22 protein-coding genes and 2 pseudogenes are annotated in these 26924 nt (G+C 44.7%); 12 read left to right on the forward strand and 12 right to left on the reverse strand.

Annotated features, from left to right (window positions below; translation table 11 throughout):
* Positions 1 to 91: 91 nt before the first annotated feature.
* Complete coding sequence (locus F6K49_RS04990; protein ID WP_293094721.1) at positions 92 to 223, forward strand: hypothetical protein; 132 nt, start codon at positions 92 to 94, stop codon at positions 221 to 223.
* A 291-nt stretch (positions 224 to 514) separates the two neighbouring features.
* Here the strand turns inward: F6K49_RS04990 and F6K49_RS04995 are convergent, their stop codons facing one another.
* Positions 515 to 769, reverse strand: a complete 255-nt coding sequence (locus F6K49_RS04995) for a hypothetical protein (RefSeq protein ID WP_293017885.1) — start codon at positions 767 to 769, stop codon at positions 515 to 517.
* 463 nt (positions 770 to 1232) lie between these two features.
* On the opposite strand from F6K49_RS04995, the gene F6K49_RS05000 reads away from it, so the two are divergent.
* The 5 genes and pseudogenes from F6K49_RS05000 (at position 1233) to F6K49_RS05020 (ending at position 9149) form a co-directional block, all read left to right on the forward strand.
* Positions 1233 to 3656, forward strand: coding sequence for an NB-ARC domain-containing protein (locus F6K49_RS05000; protein WP_293017883.1), 2424 nt, complete (start codon positions 1233 to 1235; stop codon positions 3654 to 3656).
* Positions 3657 to 3736: 80 nt separating this feature from the next.
* Positions 3737 to 5028 (forward strand): annotated as a pseudogene (locus F6K49_RS05005) (IS701 family transposase).
* Positions 5029 to 5056: 28 nt separating this feature from the next.
* A pseudogene (locus F6K49_RS05010) lies at positions 5057 to 6688 on the forward strand (tetratricopeptide repeat protein); the annotation flags it as partial.
* Positions 6689 to 6756: 68 nt separating this feature from the next.
* A complete protein-coding gene (locus F6K49_RS05015) occupies positions 6757 to 7641 on the forward strand; it encodes an Rpn family recombination-promoting nuclease/putative transposase (RefSeq protein WP_293080865.1) in 885 nt (294 codons plus the stop codon).
* A gap of 587 nt (positions 7642 to 8228) precedes the next feature.
* Positions 8229 to 9149: an Rpn family recombination-promoting nuclease/putative transposase gene (locus F6K49_RS05020; protein ID WP_293017881.1), complete on the forward strand. Its 921-nt coding sequence runs from the start codon at positions 8229 to 8231 to the stop codon at positions 9147 to 9149.
* Positions 9150 to 9293: 144 nt separating this feature from the next.
* Here the strand turns inward: F6K49_RS05020 and F6K49_RS05025 are convergent, their stop codons facing one another.
* Positions 9294 to 10169, reverse strand: a complete 876-nt coding sequence (locus F6K49_RS05025; RefSeq protein WP_293017879.1) for a Uma2 family endonuclease — start codon at positions 10167 to 10169, stop codon at positions 9294 to 9296.
* A 42-nt stretch (positions 10170 to 10211) separates the two neighbouring features.
* Positions 10212 to 10421, reverse strand: coding sequence for a hypothetical protein (locus F6K49_RS05030; protein WP_293017877.1), 210 nt, complete (start codon positions 10419 to 10421; stop codon positions 10212 to 10214).
* Between F6K49_RS05030 and F6K49_RS05035 the strand changes: the two genes are divergently transcribed.
* Complete coding sequence (locus F6K49_RS05035; protein ID WP_293017875.1) at positions 10421 to 10630, forward strand: hypothetical protein; 210 nt, start codon at positions 10421 to 10423, stop codon at positions 10628 to 10630. The genes F6K49_RS05030 and F6K49_RS05035 overlap by 1 nt on opposite strands.
* Here F6K49_RS05035 and purB read toward each other — a convergent pair.
* Positions 10553 to 11848 carry an adenylosuccinate lyase gene (gene purB, locus F6K49_RS05040; RefSeq protein ID WP_293017896.1) on the reverse strand — a complete coding sequence of 432 codons (1296 nt, stop codon included), beginning with the start codon at positions 11846 to 11848 and terminating at the stop codon, positions 10553 to 10555. The genes F6K49_RS05035 and purB overlap by 78 nt on opposite strands.
* 408 nt (positions 11849 to 12256) lie before the next feature.
* Between purB and F6K49_RS05045 the strand changes: the two genes are divergently transcribed.
* Positions 12257 to 13735: a hypothetical protein gene (locus F6K49_RS05045; RefSeq protein WP_293017873.1), complete on the forward strand. Its 1479-nt coding sequence runs from the start codon at positions 12257 to 12259 to the stop codon at positions 13733 to 13735.
* A gap of 121 nt (positions 13736 to 13856) precedes the next feature.
* On the opposite strand, the gene F6K49_RS05050 is transcribed toward F6K49_RS05045, so the two are convergent.
* Both F6K49_RS05050 and F6K49_RS05055 read right to left on the reverse strand, forming a co-directional pair.
* Entirely contained in the window at positions 13857 to 14594 is a 738-nt protein-coding gene (locus F6K49_RS05050) for an HAD family hydrolase (protein ID WP_293017872.1), read from the reverse strand.
* A 161-nt stretch (positions 14595 to 14755) separates the two neighbouring features.
* Positions 14756 to 16000 (reverse strand): S1 RNA-binding domain-containing protein, encoded by a 1245-nt coding sequence (locus F6K49_RS05055; RefSeq protein ID WP_293017871.1) that lies wholly within the window; start codon positions 15998 to 16000, stop codon positions 14756 to 14758.
* Positions 16001 to 16715: 715 nt separating this feature from the next.
* On the opposite strand from F6K49_RS05055, the gene F6K49_RS05060 reads away from it, so the two are divergent.
* The 3 genes from F6K49_RS05060 (at position 16716) to F6K49_RS05070 (ending at position 19357) form a co-directional block, all read left to right on the forward strand.
* Positions 16716 to 17855: a ferrochelatase gene (locus F6K49_RS05060; RefSeq protein WP_293017895.1), complete on the forward strand. Its 1140-nt coding sequence runs from the start codon at positions 16716 to 16718 to the stop codon at positions 17853 to 17855.
* A gap of 598 nt (positions 17856 to 18453) precedes the next feature.
* The gene (locus tag F6K49_RS05065; RefSeq protein WP_008180024.1) at positions 18454 to 18777 is read left to right on the forward strand and encodes a phasin family protein; all 324 of its coding nucleotides are present in this window, start codon (positions 18454 to 18456) and stop codon (positions 18775 to 18777) included.
* 22 nt (positions 18778 to 18799) lie between these two features.
* Positions 18800 to 19357: an FKBP-type peptidyl-prolyl cis-trans isomerase gene (locus tag F6K49_RS05070; protein ID WP_293017867.1), complete on the forward strand. Its 558-nt coding sequence runs from the start codon at positions 18800 to 18802 to the stop codon at positions 19355 to 19357.
* 279 nt (positions 19358 to 19636) lie between these two features.
* On the opposite strand, the gene dnaB is transcribed toward F6K49_RS05070, so the two are convergent.
* The 5 genes from dnaB to F6K49_RS05095 form a co-directional block, all read right to left on the reverse strand.
* Complete coding sequence (dnaB, locus tag F6K49_RS05075; protein ID WP_075901949.1) at positions 19637 to 20983, reverse strand: replicative DNA helicase; 1347 nt, start codon at positions 20981 to 20983, stop codon at positions 19637 to 19639.
* A 258-nt stretch (positions 20984 to 21241) separates the two neighbouring features.
* The gene (gene rplI, locus F6K49_RS05080) at positions 21242 to 21700 is read right to left on the reverse strand and encodes a 50S ribosomal protein L9 (RefSeq protein ID WP_293094728.1); all 459 of its coding nucleotides are present in this window, start codon (positions 21698 to 21700) and stop codon (positions 21242 to 21244) included.
* A 199-nt stretch (positions 21701 to 21899) separates the two neighbouring features.
* On the reverse strand, positions 21900 to 22445 hold the full coding sequence (locus F6K49_RS05085; protein ID WP_293029869.1) for an EF-hand domain-containing protein: 546 nt from the start codon (positions 22443 to 22445) through the stop codon (positions 21900 to 21902).
* A gap of 120 nt (positions 22446 to 22565) precedes the next feature.
* Positions 22566 to 23339, reverse strand: a complete 774-nt coding sequence (gloB, locus tag F6K49_RS05090; RefSeq protein ID WP_293029866.1) for a hydroxyacylglutathione hydrolase — start codon at positions 23337 to 23339, stop codon at positions 22566 to 22568.
* A gap of 3 nt (positions 23340 to 23342) precedes the next feature.
* Positions 23343 to 23492, reverse strand: coding sequence for a hypothetical protein (locus tag F6K49_RS05095; protein WP_293094731.1), 150 nt, complete (start codon positions 23490 to 23492; stop codon positions 23343 to 23345).
* 758 nt (positions 23493 to 24250) lie between these two features.
* Between F6K49_RS05095 and F6K49_RS05100 the strand changes: the two genes are divergently transcribed.
* Positions 24251 to 25489, forward strand: a complete 1239-nt coding sequence (locus tag F6K49_RS05100; RefSeq protein WP_293029861.1) for an HhoA/HhoB/HtrA family serine endopeptidase — start codon at positions 24251 to 24253, stop codon at positions 25487 to 25489.
* A 255-nt stretch (positions 25490 to 25744) separates the two neighbouring features.
* Here F6K49_RS05100 and F6K49_RS05105 read toward each other — a convergent pair whose 3' ends face one another.
* Positions 25745 to 26917 (reverse strand): VCBS repeat-containing protein, encoded by a 1173-nt coding sequence (locus F6K49_RS05105; RefSeq protein ID WP_293029859.1) that lies wholly within the window; start codon positions 26915 to 26917, stop codon positions 25745 to 25747.
* Between the last annotated feature and the right edge of the window lie 7 nt (positions 26918 to 26924).

The raw sequence follows: 26924 nt of genomic DNA on the forward strand, positions 1-26924 counted from the left end.
TGGTGATAGGAGTGCAGGCGTGTGGTTGTCGGGGGAGGGGGAGATGGGGAGATGGGGAGAGGGGGAGAGGGGGAGATGGGGAGATGGGGAGGTGGGGAGATGGGGAGATGGGGAGATGGGGAGATGGGGAGATGGGGAGATGGGGAGAATTTTTATTAAGGGGAATTTCCGGATAATAACCTTAAACCTTGAACATCCCAACCTTAAACCTTCAACCGAATAACCTTTAACCTTCAACCTCCCAACCTTCAACCAAAAAAAATAGCCGCAGAAATACTTTCCACGGCTAGGAGTTATCCTTATGACTCAACTTTGTAAACCAAACCAGACATAATCCGATTTAATCAGACCGTAAGCTGTCAGCTTAAGCGCTACGCGAACAGTTATCAGCTATTATCATTCAGCTATTAGCTATTACCCAAAGGCCAAGGGCTGACCGCTGACCGCTGACCACTGACCACTGACATCAGACCTGATTTTTTTGCCAGGGGGGTAAAACCCCCCGCCAATTAGTTTAACCGATAATTAAGTACTTCGTCATCATCGTAATGAATTCCCCTGGGATTCCAGTGGGCTGAAGGGGGCTCCACTCCGAGATTTCCGCGTAACGCAGTGCATAAAGGGTATGCATGGTATTGAGTATTGCTTTACGTGACCCCTTCAAAATGTGCTTAACTGGGAATTTTTTTTGGGAAGGTTCCTGAGGAGTATTATCGGGAGTGGTCTCTTCAGGATTGTTGTTTTCGTTTGGCACAAAGTCTTCAGTCATAATTAAACTCGTGTTTGAAATTAATAGATATAATCATAACGATTATAGAATTAATTGTCAAGGGTTTTTAGAATTTTTTTTTTGAGGGGGTATTGAAAGAAATCCTACGGTAATGAAATGGGATATTGTTTTTTTAGGGAATCGGGAATCGGGAATCGGGAATCGGGAATCGGGAATCGGGAATCGGGAATCGGTAACAGAATAAAAATGTTAGCGATCGCGTAGCGTTGCCTTCGGTCAATCGCGTTTTTTTTTGAGTTTAGTTACTGATATCATCGGCAACAGTAACTAAAAAAAATGATAGATATCAGATAAATTGTGATAGGTATATAAAATGAATTGTTATAACTTTTGTTCCCTGTTCCCTGTTCCCTGTTCCCTGATTTTCCTGTGTTAGACTAAATCAAAATTGGGTTTCAAGCATCTACTGGTCAATGCAATATAGTTAACTGGCAGCTAATCGGTGAGTGATTCAACTAGCTTGGTCAAAATGTATGATCACACGGAGGTGATCCTTAGGTGGTTACATCTGACAGACCTTCACATGGGTATGAAAGGCTCAAAAACTCTCTGGCCAAATGTTGAGGAAATTTTCTTTAAGGATTTAGAGTACCTTTGTGAAACGGTAGGCCCAATCGATTTGGTAATGTTTACTGGCGATCTCACTCAGCGCGGCAGTGAATCGGAATTCCAACAGCTAGACAAACTCTTAGATAAGTTCTGGAAAAAGTTTCGCGAGATGGAATTTGAGCCAAAGTTTCTGGCTGTACCTGGCAACCACGACCTGGTTCGACCAGATCAGTCTGACTCCGTATTGATTAATCTCCAGGATCGGTGGGACGATCATGAATTCCAACAGGCATTTTGGGCTAACAGCAAATGTCCTGAGCGACAACTTGTAGACAAGGCTTTCGATAATTATCTTCAATGGTGGCAAAATACGACCGTACCTAAGCCCGACATCTATTCAAAAGGCATACTGCCAGGAGATTTTTCAGCAACAATTGAGAAGGATGGGTTCAAACTCGGAATTTTAGGACTCAATAGCGCGTTTCTGCAACTGATGGACGGTAGACACGGTAAGCTGGCTCTAGATATGTGCCAGTTCCATGAGGCATGTAATGAAAGTCATGACCATGGGCCGTCTTGGGCACAAGACCACGATGCCTGTTTGCTACTTACCCACCACCCCCAGGATTGGCTAAACAAAGAAGCCCAAGAGCAGCTAAAAGGGGAGATTTATAGCTCGCCGGAACGATTCGCTTTACATCTGTTCGGACATATGCACAAGTCCAACCTGAGCAGCTGGGCGGAAGGTGGTGCTAATCCTCGAAGCACACTGCAAGGCTGCTCCCTGTTCGGCCTTGAAAGCTGGGGGAAAGAAGAAGAGAAACGGCTCCATGGTTATTCACTATGTGAATTGAAGATCGAAGGAAACACCGCCTCCCTCCGCATCTACCCCCGTCAAGCAGGCAAAATACAGGACGGTGGGCGGGATATCGGTCCCGATCGTACCTTCAGATTGCCCAAAGGAAAGGACGGCACAAAACCAATACCAGTGGAGTTATTGCGCAAACGACCAAACAACCCGATTCCAAGGGGAATAAAAAAAAAATTAAATCCCCCCACTAACATTATCAATCGTGGCACTCCCTACTTTGTCGGTAGGGATGCTCAACTTGAGCAGCTCCATCGGGAACTTCAACAGACCAATAAACTAGCAATTTGTGCCATTGCCGGAATGGGTGGTGTGGGCAAAACCGAGTTAGCTCTACAATATGCTTTGAAAAATCAGGATAATTACCCTGGTGGTTTGTGCTGGTTCCAAGTGCGAGGGTTGGATCTCGGGACTCAAGTTGTTAGTTTTGCCCGTACAGAATTAGGATTAACCATTCCAGATCAACTAGAATTCAACGAGCAGGTAAGATACTGCTGGAGAAATTGGCCAGAAGGAACAGCATTGATCGTGTTGGATGATGTGCCTTCTTTCAGCAACGACTATAAACAGAGAATTCAGCCCTATTTACCTCCAGCCCAATCCCGCTTCAAAGTACTGGTCACCAGCCGTCAGCGTCCAGGGGCTTCTTACCGACGAATTGACCTGGATGTGCTATCCCCAGGGGCAGCATTGGAATTATTGGAATCCCTTGTTGGAAAAGAGCGCATTGAGAAGGAACGAAAAGAAGCAGAAGTCTTATGTGAATGGTTGGGTTATTTGCCCTTAGGTTTGGAGTTAGTCGGACGATATTTAGATATACATCCGAGCTTAACCATTGCTAAAGTTCAGAAACGTTTAGAGAAAAAGAAATTAGCAGCAAGGGCATTACTTGATCCAAAAGAACAAGGGGAGATCACAGCCCAGTTGGGTGTAGCAGCAGCCTTTGAGTTATCCTCGGAAGATTTGAAAGATTGTCCAGAAGCCCAGCAGTTGGGATGTCGTCTGAGTCTGTTTGCTCAAGCTCCTTTTGAGTGGTACCTGGTAGAGAATTGTGTGATCGAAACTGAAGATGAAGAGGAATGGGAAGAAGAACAGGAAGAATTGGAAGAATTACGCGATCGCTATCTGGTCAATCGTAATCTGTTGCAACTGACCGAACAGCAAACCTATCGGCTCCATCAATTAATTCGAGAATTTTTCCAGACCAAGCTGGCTCAATTACCAGAGGCCGATAGCTACAAGCGAAGCTTTTGTAAGACAATGGTGGCTAAGGCAAAAGAAATTCCCCAGATACCAACTCAAGATCAGATTGCAGTAGTTACCCCCGCTATCCCTCATTTAGCCGCAGCTGCCACAGTTCTAACTGACTGGCTGAAGGATGAAGATTTAATCTCGCCCTTCACGGGCTTAGGAAAATTCTATTACGGTCAAGGTACCTATTGGGACTAAGCGCGATAATCAGGGACAGAAATAGTGCTAATATATATAGGATAACCTTTTTAGGTTAGTCGGTTGTCCCAATCAATCCAATGAGAGAAACAATTTCGACAGCCATGCCTCCTTGCTTTGAGAGATGGTGTCAGCGTTTTGACGATGTCTTCCACAATAAAGCCCAGAGAAAAGAGTTTAGACACTATCTGGGAGGATTATTGGGAGAAAGTGAAAGGAAAAACCTATCTCAGCTCGCTATGAATGCCGTAGATGTGTCTTACCACAGCTTACGGCATTTTACCGTTCGGGCTTCCTGGTGTGAACAGGACATCAACGAACGCCGGTTGCAGGTGATGAATAGCTGTCGTCAGACGAAAATTCCCCGTGGTTTCTCTTTGATTGTAGACGACAGTGGACATAGAAAGAGTGGGAATTTCACCGATGGTGTGGGAAGGCAATATATCGGAGAGATTGGCAAAGTAGATAACGGCATAGTGGTGGTAACAACCCATCTGTATGATGGTCGAAAAAGCCTGCCGTTGGATATTGAGTTATATGAGCACGAGAATTCTTTACCCTCAGGAAAGAAAGACCCCTCATTTCTCAAAAAACCAGAGCGGGCATTAAAGTTAATTGAACGGACGTTAAGTCGAGGCTATCATCCGGGAATTGTCCTAATTGATGCCGGTTATGGAAATAATACATCTTTCCTTAATGAACTAGAAAATCGAAAATTAAAGTATTTAGGAGGAATCGCCAAAAATGCGCCAAAAGCGCACGCTACGCGAACGAAAAGTTACTGTCACCCGAGCCCAGGAATCTGTGGAAACTTATCGAGTGGATAAGTTAGCCGAAAGCTTACCCAAAGAGGCTTTCACCGAAGTCAAACTCAATCTCAATAAGTCAAAAGCCCTGTGGGTGGCAACAATGGAAGTTAAAATTTCCCGCTTGAGTGGAAAACGAAGTCTGGCCATCGTCATGAATCAACCGACATAAGCGTGAAGCCACAGAGATTGACTATTTTTTGACAAATGTTGAAGCGGATGTGGTGACTGCAGAATGGGTGGTGAAGACTTACGCTCAAAGAAATTGGGTGGAAGTCTTTTATCGGGAGCAAGCGGGATGGTTGGGACTCAAAGAATATCAAGTCAGGCACAAACGTAGCCTGATGAGACATTTCATCTTGGTGATGTGTGCCTATACTTTTATTCTTTGGCATCAACTCACAGGAGGATTGCGAAGGCGATGGAGCCACAAACCATTAAAGACATTTGCTGAAGCAATAGATGCATTTCGGAGTGCTATGTCTTGCCGTTTTGTCCATTGGATCCATCAGAACTGGGACGTATTTGTCGCTTATAAAGCGAGTAAGGGCTATATTTGGGCTTGAATTTCGCGCTTAGTCCCACTATGACCAGGCTGAATCATGGTATGAGCGATGTTTAGAAATAACTAGAACCCGCTTGGGTCACGACCATCCCGATGTGGCCACCACTCTCAACAACCTGGGATTACTCTACAACTCAATGGGGCGCTATGATCAGGCCGAACCCCTCTCTCATCAGGCTTTGGAGATGAGAAAGCAGCTGCTGGGTGAGAACCATCCCGATGTGGCCACCAGTCTCAATAACCTGGCATTTCTCTACAAGTCAATGGAGCGCTATGACCAGGCCGAACCCCTCTTTCAACAGGCATTTGAGCTGTTTAAACAGCTGCTGGGTCAGGAACATCCCCATGTGGCCACCAGTCTCAACAACCTGGCTGGACTCTACAACTCAATGGGGCGCTATGACCAGGCCGAACCCCTCTATCAACAGGCATTGGAGATCAGAAAGCAGCTGCTGGGTCACCACCATCCCGATGTGGCCACCAGTCTCAACAACCTGGCTGGACTCTACAACTCAATGGGGCGCTATGACCAGGCCGAACCCCTCTTTCAACAGGCATTTGAGCTGTTTAAACAGCTGCTGGGTCAGGAACATCCCCATGTGGCCACCAGTCTCAACAACCTGGCTGCACTCTACTATAATCAGGGGCGCTATGACCAGGCCGAACCCCTCTATCAACAGGCATTGGAGATCAGAAAGCAGCGGCTGGGTGAGAACCATCCCGATGTGGCCACCAGTCTCAATAACCTGGCTGCACTCTACAAGTCAATGGAGCGCTATGACCAGGCCGAACCCCTCTTGGTCCAGGCATTGGAGATCAGAAAGCAGCTGCTGGGTCACGACCATCCCCATGTGGCCACCAGTCTCAACAACCTGGCATTTCTCTACGACGAAATGGGGCGCTATGACCAGGCCGAACCCCTCTATCATCAGGCTTTGGAGATGAGAAAGCAGCTGCTGGGTGAGAACCATCCCGATGTGGCCACCAGTCTCAACAACCTGGCATTTCTCTACAAGTCAATGGGGCGTTATGACCAGGCCGAACCCCTCTATCAACAGGCTTTGGAGATGATAAAGCAGCTGCTGGGTCACCACCATCCCGATGTGGCCACCAGTCTCAACGGCCTGGCAAATCTCTACGACGAAATGGGGCGCTATGACCAGGCCGAACCCCTCTATCAACAGGCATTGGAGATGAGAAAGCAGCTGCTGGGTCACCACCATCCCGATGTGGCCTCCAGTTTCAACAACCTGGCATTACTCTACTATAATCAGGGGCGCTATGATGAGGCCGAACCCCTCTATCAACAGGCTTTGGAGCTGTATAAGCAGCGGCTGGCTCACCACCATCCTTTGGTGGCCACCAGTCTCAACAACCTGGCATTACTCTACTCCTCAATGGGGCGCTATGATGAGGCCGAACCCCTCTATCAACAGGCTTTGGAGATGGAAAAGCAGCTGCTGGGTCACGACCATCCCCATGTAGGCACCAGTCTCAACAACCTGGCTGAACTCTACCGATATCAGGGGCGCTATGACCAGGCCGAACACCTCTATCAACAGGCATTGGATATTTTAGAACACAGGTTAGGGTCAAATCATCCTAACACTGTAACCTGCCGTGAGAATCTAGAAAGTTTGCGCAATGATTTGTCACAGTAATCAGTAATATTATTCATTAATTAGTTAGAAATACTATATACTGACTTGGTCTTGCTTTTCCTAAGTGAATGACTTACGACAGTACCCTAAAATATTTAGTTGAACAATATCCCCAAGCCTTTACCCGTTGGTTGTTTAATCAAGAACCAGCAGAGGATATCGAAATTCTCAACACCGAATTAAGCACAGAACCAATTCGGGCAGATGCCTTGTTTTTTGTGCGAGTTGCTGATGCTATTTTGCATTTGGAATTTCAAACCTTACCCCAATCTGAACCTCCCTTACCCCTGCGGATGCTGGATTATTGGGTGAGGTTATATCGTCAGTATCGCTGTGATATTGAACAGGTAATAATATTCCTAAAACCAACCCGATTAGCCGGAGTATTTGTCAATCAATTTACCGAGATAAACCTATCCTTCCGCTATCGGGTGATTCGGATTTGGGAATGTGATCCACAACCGTTACTAACAACACCGGGGTTACTACCCTTGGCTGTGTTAGCACAAACTGAAGTGCCAGAAACCTTGCTATCCCAGGTAGCAGCCAGAATCGATATGATTGAAGATAGACAACAGCAGCGTAACCTATCTGCTTGCGTGCAACTGTTGGCTGGGGTGAAATTTGATGAGCAGTTAATTCAAGCCTATTTTCGGGAGGATATGATGCAAGAGTCGGTAGTTTATCAACGAATTATTCGCCAAGGATTAGAACAGGGATTAGAGCAAGGATTAGAACAAGGATTAGAACAAGGATTAGAAAAAGGAAAGCGCAATGAGCTTAATTTAATTATCCGTCAAATTAACCGTCGCCTAGGTGAAATCAATCCCCAATTACAAAATCAAATTGAGAAGTTATCCTTTGACCAGTTGGAGGATTTAGGAGAAGCTTTATTAGATTTTGAAACCGAAGTGGATTTGACCAATTGGTTGAACCAGTTTAGGGATAAGTAAAATCCGGTTAGGTGTAGCACTCAAAAGCAGTGCTATCAAGATCTGATTGAGTGGGTTTGGATTTGCCTTACCCACTCTACTATTGCCCAAAAATCCAGATAATTCTTGTTCCCCCCTTTTTTAAGGGGGGTTAGGGGGGATCTATATATTTAACTGAAGTAAGTCACTCCCGATTGCTTTTTTAAGGGGGGTTAGGGGGGATCTATATATTTAACTGAAGTAAGTCACTCCCGATTGCTTTTTTAAGGGGGGTTAGGGGGGATCTATATATTTAACTGAATTTAATCCCTCCCGATTGTAGCGAAAAAACTCTTAAAGTTATTAACTAAATCAAAAGTAACATTATGGCTAATAACTGTGATAAAATAGAATAATATTCCCCAACAATAGCCATAAGTTTCCCTGGTTTTTATCCCCCGATATACCGTTAATGATTGTCGGGATTTACTGGGATTTAAAGAGTTAGTTAAGTAGCCGATATTTCCGACATACCTTTCCCTGGGTTGATTGAAGATGATTTGGGATAGGTTCGAGTCGTCGAATTTGTGGCTAGAAACACTGCTTTCGATTAGTTAACCAGATGTGTAATGACTTACGACAGTACCCTAAAATATTTAGTTGAACAATATCCCCAAGCCTTTACCCGTTGGTTGTTTAACCAAGAACCAGCAGAGGATATCGAAATTCTCAACACCGAATTAAGCACAGAACCAATTCGGGCAGATGCCTTGTTTTTTGTGCGAGTTGCTGATGCTATTTTGCATTTGGAATTTCAAACCTTACCCCAATCTGAACCTCCCTTACCCCTGCGGATGCTCGATTATTGGGTAAGGTTATATCGCCAGTACCGCTGTGATATTGAGCAGGTAATAATTTTTCTGAAACCAACCCGATTAGCGGGAGTATTTGTGAATCAATTTACTGAGAGGAACCTATCCTTCCGCTACCGGGTAATTCGGATTTGGGAATGTGATCCACAACCATTACTTACCACCCCAGGGTTACTACCCTTGGCCGTATTAGCACAAACTGAAGTGCCAGAAACCTTGCTATCCCAGGTAGCAGCCAGAATCGATATGATTGAAGATAGACAACAGCAGCGTAACTTATCTGCGTGCGTGCAACTGTTGGCTGGGGTGAAATTTGATGAGCAGTTAATTCAAGCTTATTTTCGGGAGGATATGATGCAAGAGTCAGTAGTTTATCAACGGATTATTCGCCAAGGATTAGAACAAGGATTAGAACAAGGATTAGAACAGGGATTAAAACAAGGATTAAAACAAGGATTAGAACAAGGATTAGGACAGGGATTAGAACAAGGAAAGCGCAATGAGCTTAATTTAATTATCCGTCTACTTAACCGTCGCCTCGGTGAAATAAATCCCCAATTACAAAATCAAATTGAGCAGTTATCCTTTTCCCAGTTGGAGGATTTAGGAGAAGCCTTGTTAGATTTTGAAACCGAAGTGGATTTGACCAATTGGTTGAACCAGTTTAGGGATAAGTAAAATTCGGTTAGGTGTAGCACCTAAAAGTAGTTTGACCCGGTGGTGCGTTACGGAACGGGCTTTTCCAACGGTGACGACGAGGCTGAAAATGAGTGCGAGCCCGTCCCTAACGCACCCTACGAAATTAATTCTAAATTCTAAATTCTAAATTCTAAATTCTTCATTTTCTACTTCCTCAATAGATAAGCCTAACGCTGAACTCACTTGCTCCACTGTTAGTCCCATTGCCAATAGCTTAGGAATAGCCTCTCGTTGTGAACGTTCAGCTTGTTCAGCCCGTTGTTTTTCTTGTTCAGCCCGTTGTTTTTCTTGTTCAGCCCGTTGTTTTTCTTGTTCAGCTCGTTCACTGCCCATCAGCAGTAGATTACCTTCCGTATCCCACCACCTTAGCCACAAGTGATTCTGATTAAGATTCTGATATGAGCCTTCCCATACACCTAATTCTACCCCTAACTGTTCAATAGGATAATGTCCCCTTTCATTAGTCTTCATCTGGTGATATTTACCATTAACTAGATGATAGACCTCTAACTCTCCAGTATCAAAGATATAGATGCCGTAGTAGGGAATGCGAATAATTTGTTCATAAACCCAGAATTTACCTGGTTTAGTTTTTTCTTCCCCAGTAGCAGATAAAGGAGTAGAATCCCTTTCTTCGTCTCCATTACCACTAGCAAATTCCAGAGCAATCAGAGGTGCTAGGTGTTCTTGCCAAAGTACATAGGAACGACGAAGTTTACCATCTAGCAAAGGAGGTACTCCCGGTACATAAAACCAATCCGGAGCTTCTGCTCCTCTTTCTAAAGGTTCTGTAATCCGCCAATAGATACCTGAGTCTTGACCAATAGCGTATTGTTTGTCGGGATGAATTTTCTGGAGAACCGGTTCAATAGAATCAGTTAAAATAATGCTTTGGGGATGCTCATGGAAGTTCTTCACAAATTCGCCATTGGATTCTGGTAGTTGAGTATGATCCGGTAACGAAATAGTTAGACCTTTTCGCTCTAAGCTCTGGGTCATGACAACCTCATCTTGGGAAATGATTTAGGTATACTTACTATTCTATAGCGTTTGTATTTGATAGGTGAACATAGGATTGATCGGAAAAGGGAGTAGGGAGTAGGGAGCAGGGAGTAGGGAACAGGGAACAGGGAAAAAGGAAAAAAATAGGCGTTGCTGAATCAAGCAATGAATAGGAGTAGAATGGGCATCCTGCCCGCCCGAAAATAAGCATGAAACTGGCAAGATGCCAGTTCCACGCCTGATGCCCATTGCACAAAACTATTAAAATCATTCCATTATTAAGCAACGCCCTGCCTACTCCCTACTCCCTACTCCCTGCTCCCTACTCCCTAAAACCCAGAGAGTTGTACCTGACCGAATTGAAAACCGCTGAAAGCGAGCTAGATTCCCAACCGTTGATAAACCTCTTCCAAATGTTGCAAATGGTGCTGGGGATTAAAACATTCTTCTATTTCTGAAGGGGTTAGCTTACTAGTAACTTGAGGATCCTTAGTAATTAAATTGTAGAAGTCTCCCTCAGGTTTATTCCAGGCTTGATGGGCACAAGACTGAACAATACTGTAAGCATCTTCTCGAGTCATCCCCTTTTCTACTAAGGCTAACAACACCTTTTGGCTAAAGACGACACCGCCATAAACATTCATATTCCGCTTCATATTTTCTGGATAAACTAACAAGTGTTTCACTAAATCTGTGATTTCCACTAACATGAAGTGAGTTAAAATACACACATCTGGCAGAATCACTCGTTCTACAGAGGAATGAGAAATATCCCGCTCATGCCATAGGGCAACATTTTCTAAAGCAGCCACCGCATGACTCCGCAGAATTCGTGCCATCCCGCTTAGCCGTTCAGAACGAATTGGATTACGTTTGTGTGGCATAGCAGAAGAACCTTTCTGTCCTTTAGAAAAGAATTCTTCTACTTCTAAGACATCAGTTTTTTGGAGATTGCGAATTTCCACAGCAAACCGTTCAATGGTTGCCCCTAACAGAGCTAACTGTTGGACAAACTCACCATGGCGATCGCGGGAAATAATTTGGGTTGAGGCAGTATCAGGTTGCAGTGACAGGTTTCGACATGCGATCGCTTCCACTTGAGGATCAATATTGGCATAGGTTCCCACAGCACCAGAAATCTTGCCCACAGATATGTTTTGACGCAGAGCCACTAAGCGATCGCGATGGCGGCAAACTTCTGCTAACCAACCGGCCAGCTTAAAACCAAAGGTAATTGGTTCAGCATGAATTCCGTGAGAACGACCAATCATTACCGTGTAGCGATGTTGTTGTGCCTGGTAGCGAATCGCTTGAGCAAGCTTCTCGATCTGTTCGAGAATAAGATTTAGACTAGCAACCAGTTGCAGTGCCAAGGCAGTGTCTAAAACATCGGAACTAGTCAAGCCTAAGTGAATGTAGCGTCCCACATCCCCTACATACTCATTCACATTAGTCAGAAAGGCAATCATGTCATGGCGGACTTCTCGCTCAATCTCTTGCACCCGCTTGAGGTCAAAATTCGCCTTTGCCTTAATTTCCTCTACAGCTTCACTAGGAATCTTACCCAGTTCCGCTTGTGCTTCACAAACAGCTATTTCCACCTGAAGCCAGGTTTTGAGCTTGTAGGTATCCGTCCACAATTCCCCCATCTCGGGTAGGGTGTAGCGCTCAATCAATTCCAATATCGCAGAACACAACCTTACTATTGTAGCAGTTATCAATCGGGTAAGGGACTTTCGTCTTGAGTTTTAGGGAGTCGGGAGTCGGGAGTCGGGAGTCGGGAGTCGGGAGTCGTTAGTCGGGAGTCGGGAGTCGTTAGGTAGTGCGGTATTGGGGGTCTCCAGCAGGCTTACAAGGTATTGAATCTATCTGATTATTATAATTAACGCTATATAATTGATTAATCATTAATGATTAATCATTCGTTAAATCCCCTATCCCCTGTTGTCTGTTGCCTGTTGCCTATTGCTAGCATGCCTGTTACCTATTGCTTATTGCCTTTTGTCAGGTACCATCACCAATTTTACTCTCAATTATGGGTCTATATTAAGCTTTAGTACCAGATCAACAATCGGAGGTCACACTTGACTAAGACAGGTATGATTAAACACCATTACTGGGCTAAACGCCCTCTAATTGCTTTAATACTCCCAATTTTAATACTCCTATCGGCCCCACCAGCCCTTGCCCAAGCTGATCTCACCATCACCCCTAAAAGTATGACTGTAGCAGGTACCAGGGGTTCTAGCACAAGCCGCAGCTTACTCTTGCGCACGACTAACGCCGTCAAGGATTTACAAATCATCTCCCTAGACCTGAATACTCAGGATGGCCAAGAAATTTTCCCCGCTAAATTGATTCAGCCTACTTTACCAGACAAGGAGATTGAGGCCAATAGTCTACTATCTCTCCCGATCCAGTTTCAATTAGATGATGCCCCCAAAAGTGGAGAATTTAGTGGTGAATTCCTGATCAAGTTCTCAGAAACTGAACTAAGCGTACCATTAACAGTCCGAATCAAAGACCCCTTCCCCATACCTCTGGCAGTCATATCCATTGGGGTTATATTGAGCATAGCTGTGTCCAGCTACCGTAATCGAGGGAAACTACGGGACAAAATTCTGGTGCGGGTTGGTCAATTGCGTACCCAACTGCGCAGTGACCCCCAGTTAGCTGAAACATCACTAGTCGATCAATTCAACTCAATACCAAATCCCTTCAAGACCCGAATTGAAGCCCATCTGCTAGATGTCGAGATGGCTTTGCAGGGGGAACGTTGGAACGATGGTAATCAGGCAATTACCCAAGCAGAGTCAGTGTGGCTGAAATGGCGCAAAGGTCGTGAAGACTGGCTAGCACTCCTGAACTATTCTCAAACCCTGGAAGAAAAAATACCCACCACTCCTGATCTTGACCCCCCTTATCTACAGTCAGTACGCCGTAATTTGCCACTGGCAATCCGAGAGGCACCTGACCAAAATCCTCAAGACTTGTATGAGCAGTTAGATGACTGTGCAAAACAGATTAATAAATACCTGCAACTGGATGCTAAACTCAGGGACTTGGACAACTTGCTGCTGGAAACCACAATATCAACACAAGAGTTACAGAGTTGGCAACGTCAGCAAAAGAATTTGCGCAGTAAGTTGAATAATCTCGAACCTACCGATAAAAAAGCTGCTCAGGAGTTGAATGGTCAAATCGAAAAAGCGATCACTCTACTAGTCAAACAAATACCACCTAACTCCACTAAGTTAGGCTTTCTCATCACCCAACCTGAATTATTGCAGAGAGCACCAGGGATCGAGACACCACGCATAGTTATCCAAGAGCCAAGACTAGCAAAGATTCGCCTTTGGATTTTCTCTGCAATCAGTTATGCGATCGCAATTGTCCTGCTTGCTGGTAGTGGCTTCATTGAGCTATACACCTATAAATCCACCTTTGGCGCTAACCTCTGGGGTGACTATGGCGTCCTCCTGGCTTGGGGGTTTGGTGCCGAAGCCAGTCGGGATGCGATTACAAAAGTCGTGGCAAATTTGGACTTACCAGGATTGAAATAATCACTCGATCAGGTGAGCAGGTTGAAGGTTAGCAGGTTAGCAGGTTAGCAGGTTAGCAGGTTGTTCGCCAAAGGCGAACAACCGAACATAAGGAATTCAATTAATAAGTACCAATATGTTTTTAAATAATTTTAATGTCATCCAGGCTCGCGATCGCTATATCAGCTCCCTCTAAATGGGCAGCTTCTGGCTTTCCCCAGCAAATACCAATGCAACCCGCTGCACCAGCACCTTTTGCCATCTCAATATCACCTGCTGAATCTCCTACCATTAGGGCCGAAGCAGGTTTTACCCCTAAAGATTGGCACGCTTGTAGGAACAACCTGGGATCAGGCTTACTGATTTCAGAATCCACACCCTGCTGTAATTGGATATAGGGGTCTAGCTGGTGTCGATGGACAAAGGCTTGTACGCCAGCCGTAGAGTCTGCCGATAGAATACCCAGCTTTAAACCAGCTTCCGAGAGGAATTTAAGGACTTCCAGGCTACCGGCAAACATTGGGGAAGTTCCAGCCGCATCTTGCAAGTACTTCTCGGCTTCAACAAAGGCACTGCCAGCGATTGCCAATGACTCTAACCATCCCCGACCAGTCTCAGCAATATAAGCAGCAGCAGCAATTTCATTTTCCCGACGGCTACCTACTGCCATTAACCCGGTAGGGTCAAGGGTGTCATCTTGGACACCAAAGGCCATCAGGAGGGGTTCTCCAATACCAGGGATTTGGGCATCAATTAAACGCGATCGCTTATAGGCTAGTTCTCTTAAATAAACTTGTGAATCCTCTAAGGTACCGTCTTTATCAAATATGACTGCTTCAATATTGGGGAAAGTCACCTTCCCACAACGAATGCTTACCAAGGGTTTATGCCGTTGTTTATTTTAATCAACTTTATTCTACTAGCTAGTTGATCAAGATTCGCACCTGCCAATTTCTTTGCTCTTGTTCCGGAACAGGGCCATCAATACAGATTAGCCATTAGCCTCAGCTAACGGCTAATTCTTGTGGCTGCACCTGGTTGTTACTCGTCGATGGCAGCTGCTACAAACTCTCCCTCTGGCACTGCGTCTTCTTGAGGCTCTGGGGACTCTTGGGACTCTTGGGGCTCTTGGGACTCTTGAGCCTGAACAGGCTCTTGGGACTCTTGAGCCTGAACAGGCTCTTGGGACTCTTGAGCCTGAACAGGCTCTTGGGACTCTTGAGCCTGAACAGGCTCTTGGGACTCTTGGGACTCTTGGGGCTCTTGGGGCTCTTGGGACTCTTGAGCCTGTTCAGGCTCTTGGGGCTCTTGAGCCTGAACAGGCTCTGGGGACTCTTGTGGCTCTGGGGACTCTTGTGGAGTCATACTTTCTGGAGTTATACCTTGCTTTTGTGCTAGCATCTTCTCCCGGTACTTCTGAGCCATTTCTTCTGCCTTCTCGAAGACCACTTCCCGGTTGTTAATCATATCTCCCGGTTCTGGCTCTAATTGCTTTGTTGACAGAGAAATCCGACCTCGGTCAGCATCCAAGTCAATGATCATCACTTTTAGTTCATCATTGACATTAAACACACTATGAGGCGTATCGATATGATCATGGGAAATTTCCGAAATGTGCAGCAATCCGCTGACCCCGCCAATATCAATGAATGCACCGTAAGGTTTGATGCCTCGTACTGAGCCAATCACCACCTCTCCGACTTCTAGGCGGTTCATCTTGCGCTCGACTAGAGCACGACGGTGGGATAGTACCAAACGATTACGGTCTTCATCTACCTCCAGAAATTTTAGGGGCAGTTCTTGGGCCACCAAATCTTCCTTGGCTGCCCGAGTGCTAATATGAGAACCAGGAATAAAACCGCGCAACCCTTCAATACGTACCAACGCTCCACCACGGTTAGTGGCGAATACCAGAGAACGCACCGTAGCATCCTCTGCTTGTAGTTGGCGCACTCGCTCCCACGCTCGCATATACTCAATGCGACGGATAGAGAGAGTCAACTGTCCATCTTCATTTTCATCGGTCAGGATGAAAAATTCCCGTGTTTCGTTGGATTGTAAAACCTCATCAGGATTATCAACTCGATTTATTGACATTTCCTGAATCGGAATATAGGCTGCGGTTTTCGCACCAATGTCAATCAGAGCGCCCCTCGGCTCTAGACTGAATACCGTACCCGGAACTATATCCCCTGGGTTAAAATGATAATCATACTTATCCAGAAGGGCAGCAAAATCTTCGTGAGTGAATCCTATATCTGTAGTTTTTGTTTTCTGACTGAGCATGTGCGTTGTTTGTCCTAGTTTGATTTGGTTTTAATGACTATGCCTCCTGTTGATGTACAAGCACGTCAGCATTGTGCTGCTTACACCGACATTGCGTTGTCCTACTTGTGACATCTCCCACACCTGTTGGGGTAAGGGGGTAGGTGTGGGCTTCTCGCCAACCCCAGCTATCGCTATTTCCTTACGGAAACCGATCCGCATTCGGGTACTCGACAAGCTTTACTCTTGACGGGATGCCTCACCGCCAAGTTTGTGATCTGAATCTGATCTGATTTTAATTGCTCTATTCCAATCAGGTTTTGGGTCTACTGTCAAAACCTAAGGGCATTTTCGGCTTTGGTTATCAAATAGACATAAATTTACCCCAATTTATGTCCATTATAAGTTATTAGACAAAACCTGACCTGAGCTTTCCGTCAAAAAACACCACCTCAACCTTCAACCAAGGGGCAAAGCTTGCGCGTTTGGTAGAGGCTAGGGGGCTAATCTCGGACTGATCAGCTCATTTAATAAGATTTAATTAAGACCAGAAATCCTATTATAACCTAATCGAGATTTTGTTATTAGTATCTTTACCGAACTTTTCCGGGGTTTTTGGTATCTCCTTTATCCCCCCATGGGGGATGTTAGCCTAATAAATGCCAGGGGTACATTCTCCACCAAAAACAAGGCAGGGATACCCCAGCAATCGACCTTTAGCCAGCAGGAATACCAAGTGGTTGCCACTCCAGAAAAATCTCAATCAGTAAAACCTTCCCCAACCCATGGTCACGAGCGAGTTGCGGTTTTACTCATGGGTTATGGAGAAGTCGAAAGCTATGAAGACTTCGCCAACTACAACGAACAAGCCTTAAACTTGCTCACTGCCAAATTTGCCCCAGTCCCCAACTGGATCTATCCACCCTTAGCCAAAATATTGGCAATGTTTGACTTCCACGAGTGGGGGCACCAGCATGACAACTTTATTTCACCCCACAACAAGATTTTTGAACAGCAACGGGCAGGTATTGAAAAACAACTGCAAGCTAAATGGGGCGATCAGGTGAAGGTATTCAAAGCCTTTAACTTCTGCGCTCCCTTTCTGCCAGAACAAGTCCTCAGTGAAATTAAGGCGCAAGGTTTCCAAAAACTGCTGATCTATCCCCTGCTAGTGGTGGATTCCATCTTTACTAGCGGTATTGCGGTGGAACAAGTCAATAAAGCCCTAGGTAAATTAGAGGATGGAGATCAACACTGGGTTCACGGATTGCGTTACATCCCGTCTTTCTATAACGAACCAGAATACATTAATCTAACTGCTCGATTGGTGGAAGAGAAAATTACTACCGATTTAGCTCAAGCCTATCTGCCCTCCCAAATTGGCATTGTCCTGATGAACCATGGCTGTCCCCACGAAGCTAAAGGATTTGTCTCTGGGATTGACGAAAGTCAGGCATTGTATGAGGCAGTAAGGGAACAGTTGATGTATAAGTATCCCCTAATCTCTGTGGGCTGGCTTAACCACCAAACTCCCTTAATTAAGTGGACTCAGCCTCACGCGGAATTAGCAGCCCAGAACCTGATTAACTTAGGGGCTAAAGCGATTGTGTTTATGCCTATTGGCTTTGCCACAGAGAATCACGAAACCCTGTTAGATGTGCATCACATTGTTCACGCTCTAAAACGTCGTAACTCAGAGGTTACCTACGTAGAGATGCCCTGTGTTAATGATCATCCAGAATTTTTACAGATGGCAGCGGAGTGGGCTAATCCTCAAATTGAGGTACTTATATCAGAAAATGCTCTATCTATCAACCCCCAGTTGGCAGCTGTGCAGGCATTAGAGCACCATCATCACCATCACCATCACCACTGATTCACCAAAGCGTTTTAGCTAAGACCGCGATTCATCGTTTTGAGATCGTCTATAATGAAAGTAGTAGGGAAGACAAATTAAGAGCTAACCGCCACCTACGTGCTTTAAAATCGAACTTTTCTGTATTGTAAGGCGTGCGGAGGGGCATCCCGGAGACGAAACCTTAGAAGAGTGGAGCCTTAATCATAAAGTTTTAACCCTTTTATGCATAGCCTGCTAACCATAAAGGCTCCACTCTTCTTGCGGTAACTTCTGACCGTATCGTTAATAAAGCTTGCCGAGTATCCGTTCGCGCAGCGTCGGCGAAAGCCGATACCGATAGGTGGAGTTGGCAAGAAGCCCACACTGAACTCAACGAGTCAGTGTGGGAGTATGTCACTAGCTTGCTTTATATTTAGGTTGCTTTATATATAACCTTCTTGCACCTCTTCCGTTCTCCTCCGACTGTTCTCCCTCTTCTCCTGTTCTAGGAAAGATGTCACAGAATAGAACTGTAGGCTGGGAATCAATGAAACTTCTCCAATCATAGGAAAGCCTAGCTGATCCCAGCCCCATAAAGTGCCGAGTGACAGGATAACAGGATAACAGGATAACAATTATGGATAATAACGACTGGCTCAAGCAGTTATTGTTGGTTGGGGTTGGCACAACCTCAATGGTTGCCGAAAAACTGCGAGAGGTAAGTGATGAATGGGTTAAAGATGGTAAAATTAACTCCGACCAAGCTACCGCTTTTGTAGATGATCTGATGAATCAGATCAAGTCAGAGCAGGGTAACTTTGAGAGCAACATGGAACGGCAGTTGCGCAATATGTTGCAGGATTTAGGGGTTCCTCGCCAATCAGAAATGGATGAATTGCGAGGTCGTATTGACCGTCTGGAGCGTCAGGTGCGGGATTTAGAAAATAAGCTCTGGCGTTGATAATCAATTAGGAGAACAGATTTTGAAACAAATTCTGATCAGCATAGGCGTTATAGTAGCCTTTGGGTTGCTGTTGGTTGTGGCTCAAGTGGGTATGGGTAAAAAATCTACCACTGCTGGAGAAATTACCAACACTCAGCTGGAAGTAGTGACAACAGCTAACAGTGCTAACCCAGATGTTAATGATAAACAAGATCTAGCTATGGATTCTAGTTCAGAAAGCGGAAGCAATTTGGATCAGGCGGTTACAACACCGTCGGGCTTGAAGTACATTGACATAGTTGAGGGTGAGGGAGCAATGCCTGAGACGGGACAGACGGTAGTGGTTCACTACACTGGTACCCTGGAGGATGGCAGCAAGTTCGATAGTTCTCGCGATCGCAATAGTCCTTTTTCCTTCAAAATCGGTATAGGACAAGTGATTAAAGGCTGGGATGAAGGGGTTGGTTCTATGAAGGTTGGTGGTCGTCGTCAGCTGATCATTCCCCCAGAATTGGGTTATGGTGCCCGTGGCGCGGGTGGGGTAATTCCGCCTAATGCTACGTTAATTTTTGATGTGGAATTGTTGAAAATTAACTAATAAATTAGCAATAAATTAGCTAATTCAGCGATGAGCTGAATACTTTCTCCCAGTTGGTGAATTCTCGCTGATTGGGAGTTTTAGTTAACAGAAGAACACGAGAAATAGGATCGCATTTTTGTTACAAAAGATTAAGACAATCTGGGTGCAGAACTAAAATGCACAACTAAACTAGAGGTTAATGGTATAAAATGCGTTCCCGTAGCGGCTCTTTGCTGAGCATCGCGTAGCGGTTCCAAACGTTAGATCACATAACGTTCACTTCTGAGTTGTAGGAGTTCACACTCTTTGATTGGCCATATTCAGGAACTTGGTTAACCCAGGTTTAAAGATAAGTTTCACCGTTCCTGTCGGACCATTACGATTTTTAACAATGATGACTTCTGCCGTATCTCCATCTGGTGAATCTGGGTTATAATAAGAATCTCTATAAAGCATCATGATTAAATCCGAGTCCTGCTCAATGGAACCCGATTCTCTCAAATCCGACATCATGGGTCGTTTGTTGGTGCGAGATTCCACAGCTCGACTTAACTGAGACAGAGCAACCACTGGGACTTTCAGTTCCCGAGCTAATCCTTTAAGAGAGCGAGTAATCCGAGACAACTCCTGAACTCGATTTTCACTACCACTGCCTTCCATTAACTGTAAGTAATCGATTAAAATTAACCCCAATGGGCTCCCTTGGGCTGCTTGAAGACGACGAGCATGCGATCGCATTTGCATCACAGTCTGGTTAGCGGTATCATCAATATAAATCGGCAACTCTGATAACATACCGATTGCTTCGCTCAAGGGTGCCCACTGATTTTGAGCAATGCGCCCAGCTCTGAGAAAGTTACTGTCAATTTTCGCTTCACTAGCTAACAACCGCTGCACTAGTTGTTCTCTTGACATTTCCAAGCTAAAAATCGCCACTGGCAATTTTTCAGCTACGTTACGAGCAATTCCTAACGCTAAGCTAGTTTTTCCCATTGATGGTCTACCAGCAATGATAATTAAGTCAGACGGACTTAACCCCCCAATTTGGGCATCCAAATCATAGAAGTCTGATGGAATACCAGGCAAATCAATACCCTGATTCCGATTTTCTATATCTTGGAACGTCTGGACTAGGGTTTCAGAAATCGGGATGAGACCTTGCTGAGGACGCAATTGGGTGAGGCTGAAAATTTTCTGTTCCGCTTGGTCAAGGACTGTTTCCAATTCCAAGGATGTCTCATAACCCAACTTAAAAATCTCGTTACCGGCTTCGATTAGCTGACGGCGCAGGTACTTGTCCATCACTAACTTAGCGAACCTGTCAATATTGACCGCTGAAACCGTTTGTTCAACTAGCTGAGCTAACTTAGCTTGACCCCCAACTTTCTCTAATAAGTCATTGTCATAAAGCCAGGTAGTAACACTCATCAAATCCGTCGGTTTCCCCTGGCTATAAAGTAATAAAGCAGCTTCGTAAATGGTTTGGTGAATCCGGACATAGAAGGCTTTCGGATTCAGGAAATCACCAATTCGACCCATGGCTTCTGGGTCTAATAAAATTCCTCCGATAATAGACTCCTCGGCATCAATATTTTGGGGTGGTATAGAGTTACCAAACGCTGAAAAATCTGGTTTTTGAGTCATAGTAAACTAGTCGTCTATTGAGTTCAGGGTAAAGGTCAGCTAATGCGCTACGCGCACGCTACGCGAACAGCTAAAGGCTGACTAATACAATCTGAACAAATTAAGCACCTAAGGTGCGCTTTCCGTGATGGCGAACGCGCCCCGCGTGACCTACGGTCAAGGGATTGCTCGCCATCACGGGTCGCACCTGTTATTTAATTGACAGTTGACAGGATGATGCAGTCAACTGTCAACAAACTAAACAAACTATTAATTAACTTATTTGGGAACAACATGAATTTCTACAGTAGCTGTAACTTCTGGATGAAGCTTAATTTCTGCATTATAGAAACCAAGTTGACTAATCTCAGGTATAGTTATACCTCGGCGGTCTATTTCTTTGCCAGTAGACTCTTGGATGGCATCTGCCAAATCTTGGCTGGTAACAGTACCGAAGATAGCATTATCTTCGCCCAACTGCTTCGCGATAGTAAAGCGGCTAATGGTTTGTAGAGCAGTCTTCATGGACTCAGCTTGTCGCTTGATTTCGAGGATACGCTGCCGTTCTTGCTCTCTGCGCCGCTCAACTTGCTTGAGAACACCAGAGGTAGCCCTAACTGCAATTCCTTGGGGAATGAGATAATTGCGAGCATAGCCGGGAGCTACCTCTACCAGATCACCGTCTTTTCCAAGTTTCTGAACGTCTTTGCTTAAAACGACTTGTACACGTTTTACCATAGTGTTTAATTCCGGGTATAGTTTAGAGTGAAGGATAATGCTTCGACAAACATTCGATCTTACGACAATATGTAAGCGATCGCAACTTAGCGCTGAGTGCTGAGTGCTGAGTGCTGAGGGCTGAGGGCTCGGTGTCAATTAAAACACTTTTTAAACCCTTTCGGGGATAACATATCCGCCAATAGGCAAACCTAAATCATCAGTAGGAACCGAAAATCCAGTTTCCTGGAGCCTCTGGATCTTGACTGTAATAGAATTCGGTAACTAGATCTAATATCTCTTGTTTGTCAATGTAACCATCATTGTTCTGATCGAAGCGTCCAAAAATTTCTTCAATTTGACTGTCGTCAATACCGTAAGCCTTAAAAAACTGTCGGTATTCTTCCAGAGTAACTTTATCGTCTTTATCAGAATCTAATAGGAAAATAATCCCTGCCGCTTTAGCATTGACTACTGCTTCGTTACCGTCGGTGTCACTCAGGACATTTTCGTGATAAGTCAACCATTCATCCAAGGTCACTTGCTGGTCTTGATTCTGGTCGGTAAATTTTTGCACGCCATTCCAAATCCTCATGTAAATAGCCAGAAGATTGTCATAATATGGCGACCCCGGTGTCCAACCCCTGATCGCAGCAAGGTTATCAGTAATCCGTTCAAAATCGGCTTGGGTTAAAACACCGTTTGTTTGCTGATCGTACAGGTTAAACAACCTGGTCAATTTTCTCTGCTGCAATTCGCTAAGCATGGGTTTTTTCTATTGCTTGGATTAACTAAATTTATTAACTCAACCTTGATTATAGTCCAACTAATCAAGGGACATATTCTCAAGGAAATATGTCCCTTGATCAAGGCTTTATCAATAATCTTAGAATCGGTCTTTCATTTCCCGTAACCGTGCAAATGTCTTAACGGGTTCTTTTGCTTGAGCAGCCGACTGTAGGGCAGGCTCATCCCAACGTAAAAATGGATTGGTGTGCTTTTCAACCCCTAAGTGGGAAGGTACCGTTGCCTCTTTACGATCACGCGCCTCTTGGACTTGGGCAAATCTCCCTTGTAAGTCCAGGTTTTCACCATCGACACTCAGGGCAAATTGGATATTTTTCAGGGTGTATTCATGAGCACACCATACTCGTGTATTATCTGGTAAATCCCTTAGCTTGCTCATGGATTCTACCATTTGGCCTGGTGTTCCTTCAAATAGTCTGCCACAACCGCCCGCAAATAGGGTGTCGCCACAGAAGAGTTCACCGGTTTCACCAGGGACTACTGGAGGAAAGTAGTAGGCAATATGTCCTCTGGTGTGTCCGGGAACGAACAAGACTTCACCAATCCGATCACCAAACTCGACGCGATCGCATTCTTCTAAAAACACCTGTTGACCAGGAATCCGACCCCGGTCTTCAGCTCCCCCATATACACACACATCTGGAAACTGCTGCATCAACTGTCGATTTCCCCCCACATGATCCATGTGATGGTGAGTGTTGAAAATAGCCACTAATTCAGCATCCAGTTCTGTCAGACGCTGTACCACTGGTTTAGCCTCGGCTGGATCAACAACAGCAGCAATATTCCCCTTGGCGTCGTGTAATAAGAAGATATAGTTGTCAGAAAGGGCTGGAAGTCGATGAACCTGCATAGTTTAACACCATCTGTTTAACTTACAATTTATATACCAAAGGGAACAGCGGATCTGGGAGTAGGGAGTAGGGAGTAGGGAGTAGGGAGTAGGGAAAAGGTAACAAAAATTATCACAATTCCTACACGGATTGGTATAGTTTTTTTTGCTCAACAACAGATGCTATATATAGTAGACCTTACCTACCTAATTTTTATTATTATAATTTTTTGTTAAAAAACATTATTTTTTATATTCCTTATTTTCCCTACTATTATATGGTAATATTTGGTTTAAAAATTTAACAAGTTTATCTTACATAATCCGAATTTAACTGACACGACGTTACCCTTGAACACACTTCCTAAGTAATCAGTAATCGGTAATCAGTAATAGTTAGCGAATCACCAATTACCCATTATCCATTACCAACTCACTATAGGTAGGATTCCTGACACTATTTCATCTTAGAAGTGTATGGATGTTCGGTTAACCCATCACATATTGGTAGTATTGTCAACCTCCATTACTAGGGGAATGCGCTAGACTAATGATCATATTGGATAGGAACTATTTCTCCCTGCTTGCCCCTAGGCTATAGCCCCCAAAGCAAAGGGCTGCTTCCCTAGCTAATTCTATTACCGATTGTTCTCAAGTCCCAACCCTCAATAATTTTAATCTAAGTTAAACACTGCTCTCACATAAAATTAACAGAAGATGTCTAGATTAAATTATAGGACTTACGCAGAAACCCGGTTTCTTAACGTAATTACACCGATTTCAGCCTTTGATTGATCAAGATAAACCCGGTTTTAATAAACTTAGTGCGTAAATCCAGCAATTATCAAAGCCCAGTCATTCAGGAACTGATTCAAAACCAATATCAAGCCCACTGCCTCCCAGTCGATCTACCCTTTTGTCAACAGAATCTTATGCTAGTAGACCATCAAACCCCCAAATCTAATCACACCACCCGTAATCCCTTAAAAAAAGCAGGAACTTATGTATCACTGTTGTTACTGGGAGCAGGGTTAGGCTTTTCCGGCGGTTATGTAGCATTACGTAACTCTGTTCCCGAATCCACATCCCCTCAAGCAATTGTCCCTCAGAACAAAACAGCTAGGCTTCCAGGCAGTAAACCTGTGGTGACTCAAAATCCCAACTTTATCACCAATGTGGTAGAACAAGTTGGACCAGCAGTGGTGCGGATTAACGCTTCTAGAACCGTCACCAGTAGAGTCCCAGATACTTTTAGAAACCCAATGTTCCGGGAATTTTTTAGGTTCCCATTTCCCGATGTACCCCAAGAGCGAGTTGAACAGGGTACCGGTTCAGGTTTCATTATCGATACCGATGGTTATATTCTCACCAATGCCCATGTAGTCGATAGTGCGGATAGTGTTAATGTAATCCTCAAAGATGGTCGCCAATTTAAAGGGACGGTAGTGGGAAGCGATCCCTTGACAGATGTAGCCGTGATCCAGATTGAGGCGGAAAACCTACCTACCGTTGCTCTGGGTGATTCCGATCAACTTACCCCAGGAGAATGGGCGATCGCAATTGGTAATCCCCTTGGTTTAGATAGTACTGTAACCACTGGCATCATTAGTGCTACGGGTCGTTCTAGCTCTCAAGTCGGTGTTCCCGATAAGCGAGTGGAATTTATCCAAACCGACGCTGCTATTAACCCCGGTAACTCCGGTGGACCCCTGCTCAATGCCTCTGGTGAAGTGATTGGCATGAACACAGCTATTATTCGAGGTGCTCAAGGGTTAGGATTTGCCGTTCCCATTAATACGGTGGAAGGAATTGCTGAGCAACTGATTGTTGATGGTAAAGTAGAACATCCTTACTTGGGCATCCAGATGGTAACCTTAACCCCAGAGGTTAAACAACAGATCAACAGTAATCCCAATGCTGGGTTGATGGTTGATGAAGAAAAAGGAGTATTGATTGCCAAAGTAATACCTAATTCCCCAGCTGCTAAAGCAGGATTGCGTGCGGGTGATGTGATCCGCAAAATAAATGATCAGCCAGTCAAAGATGCAACAGAAGTTCAGAAGTCTGTGGCTAAAACCAAAGTAGGTAGTGATTTAATCCTAGAGTTGCGCCGCAATCAACGAGATACCAAATTGACTGTGCGACCTGGTGCTTTTCCTACTGGTAAGTAGTAGTTATAGCACTACGCATTAAGGTGTTTGACATTTCTAAACTCCGAAACTTAGTCATAGCTGTTTTCTGACTTCTGACTTCTGACTTCTGACTTCTGACGCTAAGCGTAGCGCTATAAGTAGTAGTTGAAACGATTAATATCAAGTTCAGTTAATCACTTTAGTATCGGGCTTTGGATCACATTAGCATTCAGCTGACTGCTGAATGCTAATTGCTTATTGAATCACTAATGAATAATTAACCAGACTGGCATATTAAACATAGCTTTGCCAGTCGTCCCCTGTTAAGGACTCGGTGGCAACTGCCTGCTGTAGCCCCGTTTGATTCATTAGCCAGATCTGATTTTGTCCGGTAGTGCCATTACGCAACAGGACATCGTCAAAACCATTATCGTCAAAGTCCATAGTACCACGAATTTCCCACTCACCGCTGATTGGTGCTGAGTCAATGAACACTGACTCTACATACTCAGTACCATCCATCCGCCAGTAGTAGACATCTTGGTTTTGAGTATTGCGCCACAGAATATCCGCGTCACCATCGTTATCTAAATCTCCAGCACCTTCCATTTGCCATAGACCGTCTTCTGGTACTACCAAATTCTGACCATCATTCTCCCTGGTAATCAAGACTCCCTGATCCAGCTCCGTGCCATTCATCAACCAAACCGCATTTTCTCCGGTTTCGGTATTACGCCAGAGAATATCTTCTTCTCCATCACTGTCGAAATCTCCCGTGCCACGGATTTCCCAGTTGAGGTCTGATACCTGGGTGCTAGATGCTCCGCTTTTGAACTCAAAGCCTTCCATTAACCAGAAGCCAACATCTCCGGTATCGGTATTACGCCAGAGAATATCCTTTTGCTCATCGCTGTCGAAGTCTCCAGCACCACGCATCTCCCAGGGACTGTCAGCTGGTTCCGATTGAATCGAATTTGACTGACCCAAGTTGGTGCCATCCATGATCCAGGCAAGATTGTTTCCAGTTTCGGAATTACGCCAGAAAATATCCGCAGAAGGGGCATCAAGTTCATTAAACTCAATGAAGTCAATTCGGGTCAATTCGCCGCCATCAGAAGTACCGTTAATTGTGATCAGGTCTCCATTCTCGATGAATACGGTACTGCTAATTTGTTGATTGACAAAACTATCAGCATTAGGCGTATTACCAGCACCAGGAGGGGGGTTATTGAAAGTTAAAGTTGGCAATTCGGTATCGCCAATAGTGATATCTATGGTGCTATCCCCATCAGTCTCATCAAAGTAGCCCAACCTTACTTCGTAGTTACCAGTAGGTAGGTCAAAGGTTCTAGTAGCAGTACCAGAATCCTCAGATATCCTGATGACTGAACCACCCTCAGCATCGCTATTATTCTCAATTACAAAATTCGTTAGATTTGGAAAGCTTTCAGCTTGAATTTTTACCATAATTTTT

The sequence above is a fragment of the Moorena sp. SIO3I6 genome (assembly GCF_010672095.1).